Raw genomic sequence first — 15,279 nt, forward strand, 5'->3', positions numbered from 1 at the left:
GTGAATTATTCGTTGGTGGGGGCGGGTTTATGATGATTTTTTGTGAGTTTTATAGATCCGGGCGAACCCGCCCCTACTGGAATTGATGTGAATTATTCGTTGGTGGGGGCGGGTTTATGATGATTTTTTGTGAGTTTTATAGATCCGGGCGAACCCGCCCCTACAGGAATTGGGGTTTAATGTTCCGCTGTCAAAAGATTGAATTGCTCGGTATCAATGCGATTTGCTCGATACAAAACTTCAGCTATTTCCGAAAGCGCTAACACAGAATGTGCGCGATAACCATTAGCCTGCATCTTATCTTTGACTCCCTGTTCGTGGTCGATTAATACCACGATATCTTCCACATTCAAGCCAGCCGATTTTAACTTAGCCGCGCCTTCCATCACGCTTTTGCCACTAATCAAAATATCATCGACTACGACAATCGTTTCTCCTGCCTGAAAATGCCCCTCAATCAATTTGCCCGCCCCGTAAGTTTTCACCTCCTTGCGCGGGAAAATCATCGGGCGTTCCATCCGCAATGCTAAACCCGTTGCTGTGGGTAAAGAACCGTAGGGAATTCCGGCAATGCGATCGAATTTTAAATCCTTGAGAATGTCTGCATAAGCGCTGACAATTTGATGGAAAATTTGCGGAATAGAAATTATTTTCCGCAAGTCGATGTAATATGGAAATACGGCTCCCGATGCTTGTACGTGGTCGCCAAAAACTACGCAGCCGATGTCATAAAGTTGCAAGATTAAATCGCGGTGAGGTTCCGGTTGCAAAAAGCAAACATCGGGCAGCCACAATTCGCAAGTGGGACTACCTTCGATCGCCCGCAGCCTCTGTTGATTAATACTATCCCGCAATTTCTCAATTTCTGGGCGTGGCTCTTTTCCCGCTAATAAACTTGGGGGGACTGGCAGCAGCAAACCGTCACCATTTGTGCTTAAACCGGCCGCCAGCAGTTGTGCGAGGTCGTTTTCTTCTGTGAGGTCATTTTCTTCGGGGATGTCTCCTTCGACTAAAATTAGGCGTTCAGGAGCTTCTTTGCGGATGCGGGCTAACATATCCGGCATTACTCCTACTTCTAAACCGACTTTTTCGGGAGTTCCCCAAGTTTGAGAGAGTCGGACTAATTGCAAGTAAAAAGGGTTGTTTTGCGTCGGATATTCTTGCAAAGCAGCCCCTGACGGGTTGGCGGTGGCACAGAGGACAAAAACAGTTTTTCCAGCGTATAACAAAAATGGCGCTACTTGGTCGAATCCGGCATAGGGACTTAAAGTAATAGCGTCCACGCGCCAGTCTTGAAATACAATTTTGGCAAACACTGTGCTGGTATTTAAATCGCAGTGTTTGGCATCTAAAATTACTGGCAGGTGAGGGGGAATAATTGTTAAAATTTCTTGCAGCAATGCCCAACCGGGAATACCGAGAGATTGGTAAAAACCGAGGGTGATTTTGCAGGCACAGATTAAATCTGCTGTTTGGTCGATCGCACTTTTTAGCTTAGCAAACAAATCAGTTACAAAACTTTGAGTTTCTTCCCCAGTCATGGAAACCTGCGGGGGCAAGGTTTCTGGGTCGGGATCGAGGGCTAAATACAGCAAACTTTGATTGGTTTCAACAGCCGCTAACAGTTTATCGAAAAAGTTGGTTCGATCCGTCATAGTGTGTTATGGAGGTAAGGGGAATTTAAAAAATTGCAGGTCAAAGTGGGATTGGTGTTGTGCCGGAAGAAACCGATCCCCGTTGAAATTGAAAGTAAGAATCTTTTAAGATTGTAGAATGTAAAGAGCAGGAAATCTGTAACTTTGGGAGCAGTTTTATGAGGAATGATTTTCGGGTTGGCTACACCGGTGATTGCACCTAACCTGCAGCAAATCAATTAGTTGCGGTAAACTAACCAGTGTCCGGGCGGCGATTTGAGCGGCATTCCGTGGGGAAGGCGAGTTTAGCAAATGCGGATTTGAGAGAAGCAAATTTTAGGGAAGCTAATTTATCGGGGGCAAATTAGAGTGGCGCTTCTTTGTGGCAAGCTAATTTACAAGGCGCTAATTTGACTCCAGTTAATTTAATCCAGAGCCCGTTTGACGGGGTTAATTTAAAAAATACTACCGTTGCAGGTGTTATTTCGATTGAGGCTAGTATTAAATATAGAAATCCTTGCAGGAGTCGTAAATTTTTTACCCCACCCCAACCCTCCCCTTGCTAAGGGGAGGGAGTAAGAAATTCACAAATGATTTAGGATTGCTATAGAAGCAGAAGTTAAAGCAATGCCGGCCTTATATTATGGATAGTAATAAATGAGCGCTACGATCGACTTTACGATTTGGGACGAGTTGCTGCAACGCTACGTTGACGATTTGGGCCGCGTCAATTATCGGGGCTGGAAAGCTGAGGGGGCTGATGTTTTGAGGGGGTGGCTGGAAAGTTTGGCCGATGTGGATTTGGCGGATGGTACTGATGCGGATGCGCGGCTGGCGTTGTGGCTGAATGCGTATAATGCGATCGCAATTTCTCAAGTTCTGGAAGTATATCCGATCGCGTCCATCCGTCCCAAAGTTTTGGGAATTCCCAACTGGCTGAGTTTTTTGGATTTTTTCACTCGTTCAAATGTGATTATTGGCGGCAAAAAGTACAGTCTCAATCAAATCGAACACGCAATATTGCGGCCGGAATTTGCGGAACCGCGCATCCATTTTGCATTAGTTTGCGCTTCTGTCGGGTGCCCGCTGCTGCGCCGGGGGGCTTATTTCCCGGAGTCGGTACGGACTCAACTAGAAGCGGATGCCAACCGTTTTATTCACAATCCTGATAAGGTGCGATCTGATGCCGAGAAAAAGACGCTTTATTTGAGCAAGATTTTTAAGTGGTACGGCGAGGATTTTGTAAAAGCGGCGGGTTCGGTGGCTGAGTATGTGGGCGGTTATTTGGGGCCGGAGGCGGCTGTGGGTGATGGATGGGCGATCGTTTTTTTGCCTTACGACTGGAATTTGAATCGGGTTGAAGGTTGAGATTTGCGCCTGTGGGTAGGTGTTTTTTTGAGGGGTGATTTTTTTCGGCTGTCGTTACCCCTTCAAATTGCCAGATTCAACAGGGCGATCGGATGACTCCGAGGCAACACGGCGATCGGACGGCTGGCACGATCGGACGGCTGGCACTGGCAAGCTGGCAAAATACAGCTATCTAGAGCGTTGTGGGGAGTTTTGGGGTGATTGGATGTCTGGCACGGCTGGTACTGCCTAAATCGCATCACAGGCACGGCTGGCAAGGTGGCAACGTCGCATGGTCGCAGCGCTGGCACGGTCGCAAGATCGGAGCGGTCGCACTGGCTGGCACGGTTGGAGCGGTCGCACCTTGTTACGGTCGGAGCGGTCTAGATTTTTTGCGTCACACTCGCACCTGAGAACCCACAGCTTTTTAAAAACTGGATGTGAGGGGGTGAGGTTGCACGGTCGGAGAGCGGTGAGAGCGGTGAGGGCGGTGAGAGTGGTCACAGACAGATAAAACCTTACATAATTAAGGTTTTGAGACTTTTAAGCTGTGTTTTATGTAAATAGTTTACGTTTACCCTTGCACATCTCTTTGTGTGTGGGTAAGAATGAAATTGAGACAAGTTACTTAATTTTTTGGGTAAATAATATAATGGATCAATTACAAGCATTAATGAATCAATTACAAGCATTCTTTATTCTTGGTGCTTTTTTGTATTTTATTGGAGTGGTTTTATATCTCACGCTATGGTCACTTAATGAGGGTTTAAAGGCTGCTGGTAAGAGTAAATATTCTTTTTTTATATATGATGATGATCCAAGGACAGATAAAGAACTACTAAAGAGTGAAATCATCCATATATTGTTTTTATTTCTACGTAAGGTAGTAGGTTTTTTCTGGACAATTTTTTGGTATAGTATAAAACATATTTTTGTTTTTTTTACTTACTTTGCAATAACTTATTTTATATTTCTTTATTTACCAAGTCGAATCATACCCCCACAATTTTTAATCAATATGAATACCATAAGTATTCTAATGATTGTCAATACAACACTACTTCTTCAGAGTACAAAAGAAAACGATGATAGTCCAAAATTAAATGATTAGTATCTTTTTTTTTTCGATGTATCGGTAAGGTTTACAGGGCTTAGGCGGGGAAATGTGACTATCCCCGCCTATCTTTATTTGAGGCTCTAAATCAGGAAATGAGCGAATCCTAATGAAGTTACAACATTGTAAGCTGTAGATGGGAATCCCTCGCCTATCTACGATTAATCCTCTTTATCTAGGAGTTTTTTCACATATTCAACTAGAGTTATACTCAGTGCTGCCTTTTCTAGCTGAATACTGCTTGAAGAAGCGGGCAAGAAGTTCAACGCAGCAGTTAGAGTAATAGTAGAGATTAAGTACAGACTTTTGTTCATGGTTTAATTCTTCTAGTTTGATTGTGCAACACACTCTCCTTTCGTTTGGAAACAAGCAAAAAAAAAAGGCGCTCCTTGAGGAACGCCGGCTAAGCTTATTCTTGTATTTTGAGAGAGTATAATTGCTGGTTTGATACAGCCGTTCTTACTTTGTAGAAAACAGCAAAAGCTATATTTTTACAAGTGGTTGGCTGACTCTTAGATTATAACGTAATAAAATTGAATCTGCAATCGAGCGAGATCTGCCCCTTCTCCAAATGTTGGCTCAGGATATGGGCGTTTTCTGATGTGTAAGGGTTGCAGCCTTTAGGTAGGCTGGGAAATAGAATTTTCCCCGCCTAGATTTATTTAGCAAAGTAAGGTTGGTGATATTCTCACGTCACTATCTAAAAAGGGTGTGACTGTTAGCGAAACTTACAGGTTGCAATCAACCTAAATCCCTATCAGGGATTGAAACATGGCCTCAATCAGGTTGAGGGTGGAGATTTTCACTAATCGGTAGGTGGTTAGATGAATGCTAACCAATTAGCTATTGATCCGCCATTAAACCTCTCCACTCAAAATCTGTTGAACCGTCAAACTTAGCTGTGGAAACATCGGAGATACGATCGCCTCTCCATCCCGAAACACCCCAACCTCAACATATTGCCCATCCTCAAGCCGCAAAACTGTCACTACTTCTTCAATTGGATCGATAACCCAATACTCTGCGATGCCCCGCGCTGCGTACTGAGCTCGTTTGCGTTGGCGAAGCCCTCGAAGAGGATCGTAATCCCGATCGCTGCCCACTCTACCCGGACTCACTACCTCCACAACAAACCGAGGAGGCAGCATATCGAAAGTGATAGTTAGCCTGATTGCTGTCAGCGGAATATGTTCAGGTTCCAGAATTATCAAATCGGGGTAGCGGTTGGCGGCATCTCCCGATCCTCTTCGAGGGCTTCGCCAACGCAAAACGGCAACTTGAACCTCGCAATTATGCGTTTTAATCAGTCTGAGTGGCACTAGCCCGCTGCTAGCAAGATAGAAAAATAGATAATTAGCAATGAAATTATTAGGTTCAGATTCTGGTGGCAAAGCTATTAACTCCCCATCAATTAACTCATAGCGTTGACCCGTATCATGTGAGTAATTAAGGTACTCGTCAAAAGTTAATTTTTTAGAGTGAGCTTGTACCATAATATTACATTCCTTAATTTATTCGTTCCTTTCTGCTGGGAGTTTGTTTATCTAGAAACGGTTTCAACAGCCGAAGGATATCAATCAAATCTGCTGTGCAAGTTCAGCAGGTGTCCCAGCCTCCATCGACAATCGAGCCACAAATGACCAAAACTAATGGGACACAAGCCCCGTCCTTCGCTCGACGGCTTTTTCTTCGTTTTCAGGCTTCTAATTAACTCTCTCAATACATCAGACTTTGTTCGTTTGGTTTGCTTGCAGTAATTTTCGATTTCCGCAAACTCCTCGTCAGTCAGTCGAAAAAATATGCTCTTTTTCATGGCTATTGTGTATCTATATGATATACAATGATAGCAGGAGGATTGAATAATGAAAGCAAGGTATCAGTACAGATTCTACCCAACAAACCAGCAACAACAGAGTTTAGCTCGGTTGTTTGGTTGCGTCCGTGTTGTGTATAACGATGCTTTGGCTATCTGCAAGCAATCCGAAAAGAAGCCTAAATCCGCTGAACTCCAAAAGATTGTTATCACTCAGGCAAAAAAGACTGAAGAAAGGGCGTGGTTAAGTGAAGTTTCAAACATTCCATTACAGCAGTCTGTAGCCGACTTAGAGATAGCTTTTCAGAACTTTTTCGATTCCTGCAAAGGCAAGAGGAAAGGGAAGAAAATTGGTTATCCCAAGTTCAAAAAACGAACTAATAGCCAGTCAGCAAGGCTTACCCGTGGGGGATTCTCTATTAAAGGGGATGGAGTATATCTAGCAAAAATTGGTCTTGTTAAGCCAATCTGGTCTAGAGAATTGCCGTATGAACCTAGTTCGGTCACAATTATCAAGGATTGTGCTAATCGCTACTTCCTAAGCTTTGTTGTAGAAGTAGAACCTATTCAAGTTTGCGCCAAAAACCAAAGCGTTGGAATTGATTTAGGGATTAAAACTTTTGCCGTGATGAGCAATGGCGAGAAAGCGGTGAGTCCTTCCTACAAAGCCTTAGACCGTAGGGTGCGTAAGCTGCAAAAGAAGTTAGCCCGTCAACAAAAAGACTCAAAACGACGAAACCGAACCAGGATTCAGATGGCTACGCTACACAACCAAATTGCTGATACCCGTAAGGACTTCTTGCACAAATTGTCCACCAAAATCGTTAGTGAAAACCAAACTATCGTTTTGGAAGATTTAAACGTGTCAGGGATGGTTAAAAACCGTAAGCTGTCTAGGGTGATTAGTCAACAAGGTTGGAGAGAGTTCAGAGTCTTGGTTGAAGCAAAGTCTCAGAAGTATGGGAGAAAGTTTGTAGTTATCAGTCGATGGGAGCCAACAAGCCAAAGCTGTTCTGATTGTGGGTTCAAGTGGGGCAAAGTTGATTTGTCTGTTCGTTCGATACTTTGCTTAGGCTGTGGTAGCGAACACGACCGAGATGAAAACGCCTCAGTAAATATAGAAAAAGTCGGGATAGGGCATTGCCACGACTCTAAACGCACGTCGAGACAGAGTAAGACTACCTCGGTAGCGTCAGTCAATGAAGCGTGAAGAATCCCCGTTGCTTCAGCGCGGGGAGTATGTCAAATATTAAAAACTATCACAGTTCAAATCCTCTGGAATATTAACAATGATTTCAGATAAATTTCGGCGCGAGTTGCGAGAACAAGCCAAACTCTGGCAAGCAGAAGGACTCATCGAGACTTCATTCTACCAACAACTTTCCGAACGCTACCAATTCAACACACTCGAAACCGCCTCCCGCAACCGATTCCTCAGCATTCTGATGAGTCTCGGCGGCATTCTCCTCGGTATAGGAGTCATCACCTTTGTAGCCGCAAACTGGCAAGTTTGGTCGCGCGAAGTGAGAGTTGCACTGCTGCTAAGTCTTTTCGTAGCAGTCAATGCAGCAGGTTTCTATCTGTGGCGAATTCCCCCATCCCGAAGTCAAAACTCCAATCCCAATATGCCCGCAACAAAAGGGCGAAACAAACTCCTAGGTGAAGGATTGTTGCTATTAGGAGCTCTGATTTTAGGAGCAAATATGGCATTGATGGCGCAAATGTTCCACATTGGCGGTTCTTCCTACGGACTTTTCCTTGCTTGGGGAATCGGCGTGCTCGGAATGGCTTACAGTTTGCGGTTGACTTCCTTGGGCGTTTTGTCCGCACTTTTAGTCGGTTTAGGCTATTGGGTTGCCGGGTTAGATTGGTCTTCCAAAGTCGAGTTTTCTTGGCTGGAACTTTTGGTGCGGCAAATGCCGATCGCAGCGAGTATAATGTTTGTGCCGCTGGCTTATTGGTGTCGATCGCGTGCTATTTTTGCCATAAGTGCGATCGCGATAATTTTTTCCCTACAAGTTTCTATCGTCCAAGGGTTAAATCAAACCTGGGCTGCTGCAATTTTTTGTGCCCTACCGCCCGCTTTGCTGTGGGGATACGACGATGCAATCTGGCCCAAGGTACGCAGCAAGCTGTTTCAACCTACCGCCCGCAGTTTAGCCCTGCTGTTTCTCGCCGGTGTGTTTTATGTTCTTTCTTTCCACTGGTTTTGGCAAGATTTGCCGAATCCTGCGCCAACGGAGTCGGATTGGGTTTTGCTGGCAAATGTGGCTGTTTTGGGCGGTTTCACGGTGTTTGAGTGGCTGCGCTTGGGACGTTTGGAACTGCGGCGACCAAGACAAAAAGCAGTGGATTTGACTACAAGTGCGATCGGCATTTTAATCCTCGCCAGCGCCTTAATACCGCTTATTCACCTCAATTTTACTCCCCTTCCTCAATTAGCAACTTTTCTGTTCAATGTTTTATCATTTTTGCTCGCTGTCGGCTTAATCCGAGAAGGTTTAGCATTAGGAAACCGCCGGACTTTTTGGGGAGGCATGGTATTAATCACCCTGCAAATTATCAGCCGAGTCTTTGAATATAACACAGGATTGTTGCTCAAATCTTTTGTATTTGTTTTGTGCGGAATAGGCGTAATAGCTGCTGGTTTGTGGTTCGAGCGCCACTTCGCAAAAATCCCCGATGAATAGAAATTATTCATCTCTCTCTTCTCTCACTCAGCGCCCTCTGCGGTCTCTGTGGTTTAATCCTTCCGAAACAACGGTAAACAATAGAACCCATACATAACATGAACACAAACAACATGGACTTATTAGTTAACAATCCAGATACAACAAATGTGTTTCAGCTTCCCCCGGAAGCAAAACGCCTTCCTGCGTGGAGGCTGTGGGTTCCTTTACTCTTGCAAATCGGACTAATTGCCGCCGTACCCGCGACCGCAGTTTACACTTTTATTACTGGCAAAACAGTTGTCCTGCAAACAGCACCAGTAGACCCTTACGACTTTTTGCGCGGATATTACCAAGTTTTGAGATATGATATTTCCGATCTCACAAATCTCCAAAAACTCCCCGACTGGAAAGATTTACCTACCGAAAAAAAACCTTGTCCGCCCGGAATTGTTTGTCCAAAAAATACGCACAATCTCAAACCACAAACCAGTTTTTATGTAATCTTAGAAGCGCCAAAAGCCGCGACTAATCCCGGCCGCCCCCAAGCTTGGAAACCCGTCCGCGTCAGTCTGGAAAATCCCGTTAATTTGCCCGCCAACCAAATCGCAATTAAGGGCAAATATAACGGTTGGCAGATGGAATACGGCTTAGAAACTTATTATATGCCAGAGGATGAAAGGGAAAAAGTCAATCAGGAGATTAGCGAAGCTCAAAGGAAGCAGCGACAATCATTTTTGGTAGAAGTAAAGGTTGACAAAACAGGCCATGCTGTGCCTGTGAGTTTGTGGGTGCGCGATCGCAATTATCGATTTTAGCCAATTTAGCCAAAAGGTCGATCGGTCTTTTGCCCTTGTTTTGAGTATTTGGGCTTAGGGAGGGGGCCGAGGTTGGGCGATTCCCTACCGCAACGGGCCCGCAGGCGCAATGGGGTAGCTTCGCTCGCGCGGACATTTCAATTGCCGACAACCCAGAAGAATCTATTAAGATATATAAGACTTGCAAAAATCTTGCCAGTTCAAGGGCGCAAGTCATGACTCTACTGGAGCTTCTCATGTTAGCCGAGCTAATCTCTGCCAGACGAATACTCAAGACCAAACTCCTCGACTTCTTAGGACTTCCCGAAAATTGCCAAGACCAAACAGATCATCTCGTCAACCGAATTGTATCCCTGCTGGAAGCAAATCCCGCCGAACAAGAAAGATTTTGGGAGACATTCAAAAGTGAATTAGCGGTCGATCCGGTAGAATTAGAAAAAATACTCAAGTGTTCGCCAGCAGAACGCCAGCAGTGGATTGAACAAGACAAACTTCCTATTTTAGAATACCGCTCTTTCCGCAAATCAGGAATCCATCTAGAATATCCCGTTCACGACCGAAGATTCATCTTAAGTCTAACGCCAACCGATATTAATAATTGGCGCAAAGAGCCCAAAGGGCTGATTAAAAATAATCGCGAAATACCCACCCCAATCAATACAGAAAAGCCTGAAGAAAACGAACAATCACGAGTAGCTTTTAGTTCCGAGTGGGAAAAAATCATTGCCGACTGGAAAGAACAAGGTTCGGCGGAAATTTCAGCAACCTTCCAGCTAGCTTACTGGACAGTTTGGGCGTCGCGCTGGGCCAAAGAAAATCAGCTCAACAGCTTTAAAGCAATTAATAAATATAAGGAAGTCTACGAGACTCACCAGCAGGAATGGTATCAGCGAAAAAATCAAGCAGTCAAGTTACTGATTGAAATGCCCTACGCCATGCTTTACTTCTACCGTCCGGCGGATTCTGACAAATTATATCTCGAACTGTGCGACGACCACCAGGAAATGATGAAAGATGGCTACTATTGGGATAAGTGGGACTTTTTCTATCAGAACCGCAAATTGGTAAATAAGTGTCGCGAATGCGTGTACTCCGACATCAAAGATTATTACTCGCTTTACTATCTCGAAATCAAAAGCGACAAGTTTCCCGATTTTAGTTTTTCTTTCCACACGCCGTACCCAATCGGCAGAAAATTTTTGCCGCATCCAGAAACGCTGCCTTATGTAGACCACGTAGAACAGGACGGCATTTTTCGCTTTGGCCGCCCGCTGCTGGAACAAGAGAAAGCTATTCACACAGAAAAGGATGTATTGCTCAAGTTTGAGGCGGCTTTGGCAGAAGCGAAAAAGTTTGTTTAGTCATTAGTCATTAGTCATTAGTCATTAGTCATTAGTTGACAAGTATAGTAAGATGCGCGCGCCGACCTCAGAAACCGGGTTTCTCCCGATATTTATCGTCACTCAACCCAAAATTCGTAGAAACCCGGTTTCTTCCCCGCGCGCTAATGACAACTGTCAACTGTCAACTGACAACTGTCAACTGACTTTTGAACTTGGATTACTTGAATGCTGCCGTCAGCATAAAGTTTTGGTTGTGGAGTTCCTTCGGAATTGTACGATCGCCATCCCACCTCTGCCAACAAACTCCCCAAGTCAGTTTCAGTCTCAAACAACCACAAAAATACAGCCAACCCTGACCTAAATACCGGATTTGTATGCAGAGGAAAATCTACCCAAATGAATAGACCACCGGACTTGACCGCGCGGTATACTTCCTGAAAGATTGTCGCAATTGCGCCAGTTGCATTTCGTGCATCGCAACGCTGCTGTGTACTCCTGTCAAACTGACAGTCGGCAAAAGCTTCTAAATAATAATTGGCTGATGGTACATTTTTCCTTGGCCGTTGTGACCCAAACGAGCATTGCCGCCTACGCTCAAAGCAGCCAGAGGTGCGATCGCAATCCTAGAGACACTGATACCGATAACTTAAATCTCTAAAAATTGTTGCTATAGTCAAAATTATGTATACCTTGCTATCGACTTAAGATATTATTAAGTTATATCATAAAGATAAGTAACAGAACTGAGACGATGGGAGAGCTGTAACCGCTATGGGTCGTGTGGGAGTATTGCTATTAAACTTGGGCGGGCCAGATCAAATCGAGGATGTCCGTCCTTTCCTGTTCAACTTGTTTGCTGACCCGGAAATCATTCGCATTCCGTTTCCGTGGATGCAAAAACCGCTCGCCTGGTTGATTTCGACCCTGCGCTTTCAAAAATCCCAGGAAAACTACCGCCAAATCGGTGGCGGCTCTCCTTTGCGGCGAATTACCGAGGAACAAGCCGCTTCCCTGCAAGAACTCTTGCAAGAAAAGGGACAAGATGCTCGAGTATACGTGGGGATGCGCTACTGGCATCCTTTTACCGAAGAGGCACTCGCCAAAATTAAGCGCGATCGCATCGAACATTTGACAATCTTGCCGCTGTATCCTCAATTTTCCATCAGCACCAGCGGTTCTAGCTTCCGGCAGCTAGAAGAAATGTGGGGCAAAGATCCAGCCCTCAAGGATATACAATATACCGCGATTCCTTCTTGGTATCAGCGGCCTGGTTACATTCAGGCAATGTCGGAATTGATAGCCCAACAACTAGACCACAATCCCGATCCCGATCGAGTTCACATCTTTTTCAGCGCCCACGGCGTCCCCCTCAGCTACGTAGAAGAGGCTGGAGACCCCTATCAGCGCGAGATTGAAGATTGCACTCGTCTGATTATGGAACATTTGGATCGATCGAACGAACACACTCTAGCTTATCAAAGTCGGGTTGGCCCGGTGGAATGGCTCAAGCCTTACACCGAAGACGCCATTACCGAATTGGCAGAAAATGGAGTCCAAGATTTGTTGGTAGTTCCGATTAGTTTCGTTTCCGAACACATCGAGACTCTTCAAGAAATTGACATGGAGTATCGAGAATTAGCAGAAGAATCGGGGATTAAAAATTTCTACCGAGTGCCCGCACTGAATACTCATCCGGTGTTTATTGAAGCCTTGGCTGATTTAGTCATCGAGTCGATCGAATCTCCCAGCGTTAAATTCTCCGATGTTATACGCCCTTCCAAAAAAGTGAAAATGTACCCTCAAGAGCAGTGGGAGTGGGGCTTGACCACGGGGGCGGAAGTCTGGAACGGTCGTGTGGCGATGATTGGTTTTGTGGCACTATTGCTAGAGTTAATTACGGGTCAGGGCCCGCTACACTCGATCGGATTGCTTTAAATTGACAGTTGACAGTTGACAGTTGACTGTTGACTGTTCACTGTTGTTAAAAAGGACTAATGATATAAAATCCGTTGGTATCGGAATTATTCATCTCTCTCTTCTCTTCCTCTGCGCCCTCTGCGCCCTCTGCGGTTAAATCATTCCGAAACAACCGTAAACGATATGACTAATCACCAATAACTAATCACCAATAACTAATCACTAATTAATCAGGATCGCGCTTGCGGCGGCGGGGATTTCCCCTGTCGCCCGGTATTCCCTGACTTTTATACCATCGATACCACTCTTTTGAACTGCGAATTGCCAGCCACAGCAGCATCATCGCCACTAACCCTCCCTGCCGCGGTGCGTCAAAGGCAAACAAAACCAAGGAAATGCACAGAACATCTTGGAGGAAAATCACCCAAATCGGCAAACCCCGCAGCCGATAAAACCATCCTGCTTGTACCAGTTGCAGCACTAAAGCCAACAAACCTCCGACAATACCAATTATCCACAGCATCCAAGGGTGAGCAATAATTTCCTCGATCGAACTTACTTGAGCGATCGCAATTCCCATAATTGCTCCTACAATAGGGCTGAAAATAATTTGCACAATTTGCAGTACCCGCTGTCCTACAAAGGTTTTAGAAGCAAATAACTCTAACAGCGACCAACTCACTAAAATTGCTATCACCACCTGGGGGTGAAGCCCAGACAATAGAGGTATTTCCGACCAAAGTTTGTCAATCCGCAACAAACCAATTAACAGCAGGGGCATGGCAATTCTCATACCCCCTGCCGCAGACGCAGAGAGTGCGGCTAGGAGTCCAAGCATAATAATAATAATTCAGTTTCTAACGTCAGCTAAAGCCTCGATATATTTCAGAATTTAATTCCCCTGATGGCTGGCACTGATTTGAGCGATCGAACTCAAATTGTGGCTTGAGCTTAAATATCACCCTCTATTGTAAGTGTATCTGCTTAATAGCTGCTTGGCACTGCTCGAAAAGTCGATCGACACAAGGCAGTTTGTAAACAGTTAACCATTGACAGTTGACAGAATTCAACCTGGATTGTGATTAAATTAAAATGTATAGGAAAACCAGTAGATCAGCAGAGACACTTAAAATTAAGATGTCAGCTATTCTTGCTTCTTCCCTCTGACTTCAAAATCTGACGGACACTAAATAATTAATCCGTGTATCCGTGTATCCGTGTCAAAATCCGTGTCGTGCTTTCCTTCTTCCTTCCAATTATGTCTGAATCATTATTTGCCGATGCCAGCCGCCGATTAGAACGAGCCTTAAAATATGTGTCCCTTTCCGAGGATACGATCGAAAGGCTGAAACACCCCAAATCCAGTTTAGTGGTATCGATTCCCGTGCGGATGGACGACGGTTCCCTGCGAATTTTCCAAGGTTATCGAGTGCGCTACGACAATACCAGAGGCCCGTCTAAAGGAGGAGTGCGCTATCATCCGGGAGTAACCCTTGATGAAGTGCAATCCTTAGCATTTTGGATGACGTTTAAATGTGCAGTTTTGAACTTGCCATTTGGAGGAGCCAAGGGCGGAATTACTCTCAATCCCAAGGAATTGTCCAAACTGGAATTGGAACGTTTGAGCCGGGGCTATGTCGATGCGATCGCAGATTTCATCGGCCCCGATGTCGATATTCCCGCGCCGGATGTCTACACCAATCCCATGATTATGGGTTGGATGATGGATCAGTACAACATTATTAAGCGACAGCTTTCTCCAGCGGTTGTGACTGGAAAACCAGTGACAATCGGCGGCAGTTTGGGCAGAGATACGGCCACAGCAATGGGTGCTTTTTTTGTAGTACAAACTATTTTACCCAAATTTGAGCTAAATCCTCAAGATACAACTGTAGCAGTACAAGGTTTTGGTAATGCCGGTGCAGAAATAGCAGAACTGCTCTGGAAAGCAGGTTACAAAGTTGTTGCTGTCAGCGATTCCCAAGGGGGAATTTATGCTAAACAAGGGCTGGACATCCCCAGTATTCGAGGTTTTAAAGATTCTAACAAAGGTATCAAAGCTCTTTACTGCGAAGGTTCGGTTTGCAATATTATCGAACACGAAATCTTGACAAATGAACAGCTTTTAGCATTAGATGTAGACGTGCTGGTTCCAGCAGCTTTGGAGAATCAAATAACAGAAGCCAATGTTAATGATATTAAGGCTAAGTTTATTTTTGAAGTAGCTAACGGGCCGATTGATTCTGCTGCTGATTTAATTTTAGAATCGAGGGGAATTCAGGTAATTCCTGATATTTTAGTCAATGCCGGAGGCGTAACGGTTAGTTATTTTGAGTGGGTGCAAAACCGCAGCGGACTTTATTGGACGCTGGAGGAAGTCAACCAGCGGTTGAAGCATAAAATGGTCGAAGAAACTGAGGCAATTTGGAAAAAATCTCAGGAATTGTCAGTTTCCATGAGAACTGCTGCTTACGTGTACGGGTTAAATCGACTCGGAGAAGCGATGAATGCGAAGGGAACGCGGGATTATTATGTGAAGGGTTGAGAAATAAAATCCCCGACTTCTTCTGGTTATTTTCGTGAAATATCGAAGTAATTTCAGAAGTCGGGGATTTGGCTATTGG

Annotated in this window: 18 protein-coding genes; 12 read left to right on the forward strand and 6 right to left on the reverse strand. The window is 44.9% G+C overall.

The features are described from left to right. Window positions 1–176 precede the first annotated feature (176 nt). Window positions 177–1,655: a bifunctional orotidine-5'-phosphate decarboxylase/orotate phosphoribosyltransferase gene (locus QT984_RS03885; protein WP_333373242.1), complete on the reverse strand. Its 1,479-nt coding sequence runs from the start codon at window positions 1,653–1,655 to the stop codon at window positions 177–179. A 269-nt stretch (window positions 1,656–1,924) separates the two neighbouring features. On the opposite strand from QT984_RS03885, the gene QT984_RS29725 reads away from it, so the two are divergent. From QT984_RS29725 to QT984_RS03900, 5 genes are all read left to right on the forward strand, one after another. Further along, entirely contained in the window at window positions 1,925–2,002 is a 78-nt protein-coding gene (locus QT984_RS29725; protein ID WP_445305855.1) for a pentapeptide repeat-containing protein, read from the forward strand. Between the two features lie 12 nt (window positions 2,003–2,014). After that, window positions 2,015–2,200 carry a pentapeptide repeat-containing protein gene (locus QT984_RS29730; RefSeq protein ID WP_445305854.1) on the forward strand — a complete coding sequence of 62 codons (186 nt, stop codon included), beginning with the start codon at window positions 2,015–2,017 and terminating at the stop codon, window positions 2,198–2,200. 91 nt (window positions 2,201–2,291) lie between these two features. After that, complete coding sequence (locus QT984_RS03890; RefSeq protein WP_333373245.1) at window positions 2,292–3,002, forward strand: DUF547 domain-containing protein; 711 nt, start codon at window positions 2,292–2,294, stop codon at window positions 3,000–3,002. 67 nt (window positions 3,003–3,069) lie between these two features. Further along, complete coding sequence (locus tag QT984_RS03895) at window positions 3,070–3,234, forward strand: hypothetical protein (protein ID WP_333373248.1); 165 nt, start codon at window positions 3,070–3,072, stop codon at window positions 3,232–3,234. A gap of 399 nt (window positions 3,235–3,633) precedes the next feature. Next, complete coding sequence (locus QT984_RS03900) at window positions 3,634–4,092, forward strand: hypothetical protein (RefSeq protein WP_333239944.1); 459 nt, start codon at window positions 3,634–3,636, stop codon at window positions 4,090–4,092. Window positions 4,093–4,256: 164 nt separating this feature from the next. On the opposite strand, the gene QT984_RS03905 is transcribed toward QT984_RS03900, so the two are convergent. From QT984_RS03905 to QT984_RS03915, 3 genes are all read right to left on the reverse strand, one after another. After that, the gene (locus tag QT984_RS03905) at window positions 4,257–4,409 is read right to left on the reverse strand and encodes a hypothetical protein (protein WP_265237021.1); all 153 of its coding nucleotides are present in this window, start codon (window positions 4,407–4,409) and stop codon (window positions 4,257–4,259) included. Between the two features lie 543 nt (window positions 4,410–4,952). Next, window positions 4,953–5,588, reverse strand: coding sequence for a Uma2 family endonuclease (locus QT984_RS03910; RefSeq protein WP_333373252.1), 636 nt, complete (start codon window positions 5,586–5,588; stop codon window positions 4,953–4,955). Window positions 5,589–5,668: 80 nt separating this feature from the next. Continuing rightward, window positions 5,669–5,908 carry a ribbon-helix-helix protein, CopG family gene (locus QT984_RS03915; RefSeq protein WP_333373255.1) on the reverse strand — a complete coding sequence of 80 codons (240 nt, stop codon included), beginning with the start codon at window positions 5,906–5,908 and terminating at the stop codon, window positions 5,669–5,671. Window positions 5,909–5,957: 49 nt separating this feature from the next. Here QT984_RS03915 and QT984_RS03920 point away from each other — a divergent pair, with 49 nt between their 5' ends. The 4 genes from QT984_RS03920 (at window position 5,958) to QT984_RS03935 (ending at window position 10,756) form a co-directional block, all read left to right on the forward strand. Continuing rightward, window positions 5,958–7,118, forward strand: a complete 1,161-nt coding sequence (locus QT984_RS03920) for a transposase (protein ID WP_333373259.1) — start codon at window positions 5,958–5,960, stop codon at window positions 7,116–7,118. A gap of 79 nt (window positions 7,119–7,197) precedes the next feature. Continuing rightward, the gene (locus tag QT984_RS03925) at window positions 7,198–8,598 is read left to right on the forward strand and encodes a DUF2157 domain-containing protein (RefSeq protein WP_333373262.1); all 1,401 of its coding nucleotides are present in this window, start codon (window positions 7,198–7,200) and stop codon (window positions 8,596–8,598) included. A gap of 98 nt (window positions 8,599–8,696) precedes the next feature. After that, window positions 8,697–9,395 carry a GDYXXLXY domain-containing protein gene (locus tag QT984_RS03930; RefSeq protein ID WP_333373265.1) on the forward strand — a complete coding sequence of 233 codons (699 nt, stop codon included), beginning with the start codon at window positions 8,697–8,699 and terminating at the stop codon, window positions 9,393–9,395. A gap of 236 nt (window positions 9,396–9,631) precedes the next feature. Then, entirely contained in the window at window positions 9,632–10,756 is a 1,125-nt protein-coding gene (locus QT984_RS03935; RefSeq protein ID WP_333373267.1) for a hypothetical protein, read from the forward strand. A gap of 143 nt (window positions 10,757–10,899) precedes the next feature. Here the strand turns inward: QT984_RS03935 and QT984_RS03940 are convergent, their stop codons facing one another. After that, the gene (locus tag QT984_RS03940; RefSeq protein ID WP_333053671.1) at window positions 10,900–11,088 is read right to left on the reverse strand and encodes a hypothetical protein; all 189 of its coding nucleotides are present in this window, start codon (window positions 11,086–11,088) and stop codon (window positions 10,900–10,902) included. Window positions 11,089–11,180: 92 nt separating this feature from the next. Between QT984_RS03940 and QT984_RS03945 the strand changes: the two genes are divergently transcribed. Beyond that, entirely contained in the window at window positions 11,181–11,396 is a 216-nt protein-coding gene (locus tag QT984_RS03945; protein ID WP_333231801.1) for a hypothetical protein, read from the forward strand. 113 nt (window positions 11,397–11,509) lie between these two features. Next, window positions 11,510–12,673, forward strand: coding sequence for a ferrochelatase (hemH, locus tag QT984_RS03950; RefSeq protein WP_333373270.1), 1,164 nt, complete (start codon window positions 11,510–11,512; stop codon window positions 12,671–12,673). Between the two features lie 208 nt (window positions 12,674–12,881). Here the strand turns inward: hemH and QT984_RS03955 are convergent, their stop codons facing one another. Beyond that, window positions 12,882–13,493 carry a DUF4126 domain-containing protein gene (locus QT984_RS03955; protein WP_333053673.1) on the reverse strand — a complete coding sequence of 204 codons (612 nt, stop codon included), beginning with the start codon at window positions 13,491–13,493 and terminating at the stop codon, window positions 12,882–12,884. A 420-nt stretch (window positions 13,494–13,913) separates the two neighbouring features. Here QT984_RS03955 and QT984_RS03960 point away from each other — a divergent pair, with 420 nt between their 5' ends. Beyond that, entirely contained in the window at window positions 13,914–15,200 is a 1,287-nt protein-coding gene (locus QT984_RS03960; protein ID WP_333208160.1) for a Glu/Leu/Phe/Val dehydrogenase, read from the forward strand. The last annotated feature ends 79 nt before the right edge of the window (window positions 15,201–15,279 follow it).

It is taken from the genome of Microcoleus sp. Z1_B2 (assembly GCF_036700325.1).
Taxonomy (GTDB): domain Bacteria; phylum Cyanobacteriota; class Cyanobacteriia; order Cyanobacteriales; family Microcoleaceae; genus Microcoleus.

Excerpts from the sequence above, each read along its gene's own strand:
- QT984_RS03885 (WP_333373242.1), bottom strand. The coding sequence starts at position 1,655 with ATGACGGATCGAACCAACTTTTTCGATAAACTGTTAGCGGCTGTTGAA.
- QT984_RS03890 (WP_333373245.1), top strand. The coding sequence starts at position 2,292 with ATGAGCGCTACGATCGACTTTACGATTTGGGACGAGTTGCTGCAACGC.
- QT984_RS03900 (WP_333239944.1), top strand. The coding sequence starts at position 3,634 with ATGGATCAATTACAAGCATTAATGAATCAATTACAAGCATTCTTTATT.
- QT984_RS03905 (WP_265237021.1), bottom strand. The coding sequence starts at position 4,409 with ATGAACAAAAGTCTGTACTTAATCTCTACTATTACTCTAACTGCTGCG.
- QT984_RS03910 (WP_333373252.1), bottom strand. The coding sequence starts at position 5,588 with ATGGTACAAGCTCACTCTAAAAAATTAACTTTTGACGAGTACCTTAAT.
- QT984_RS03915 (WP_333373255.1), bottom strand. The coding sequence starts at position 5,908 with ATGAAAAAGAGCATATTTTTTCGACTGACTGACGAGGAGTTTGCGGAA.
- QT984_RS03920 (WP_333373259.1), top strand. The coding sequence starts at position 5,958 with ATGAAAGCAAGGTATCAGTACAGATTCTACCCAACAAACCAGCAACAA.
- QT984_RS03925 (WP_333373262.1), top strand. The coding sequence starts at position 7,198 with ATGATTTCAGATAAATTTCGGCGCGAGTTGCGAGAACAAGCCAAACTC.
- QT984_RS03930 (WP_333373265.1), top strand. The coding sequence starts at position 8,697 with ATGAACACAAACAACATGGACTTATTAGTTAACAATCCAGATACAACA.
- QT984_RS03935 (WP_333373267.1), top strand. The coding sequence starts at position 9,632 with ATGTTAGCCGAGCTAATCTCTGCCAGACGAATACTCAAGACCAAACTC.
- hemH (WP_333373270.1), top strand. The coding sequence starts at position 11,510 with ATGGGTCGTGTGGGAGTATTGCTATTAAACTTGGGCGGGCCAGATCAA.
- QT984_RS03955 (WP_333053673.1), bottom strand. The coding sequence starts at position 13,493 with ATGCTTGGACTCCTAGCCGCACTCTCTGCGTCTGCGGCAGGGGGTATG.
- QT984_RS03960 (WP_333208160.1), top strand. The coding sequence starts at position 13,914 with ATGTCTGAATCATTATTTGCCGATGCCAGCCGCCGATTAGAACGAGCC.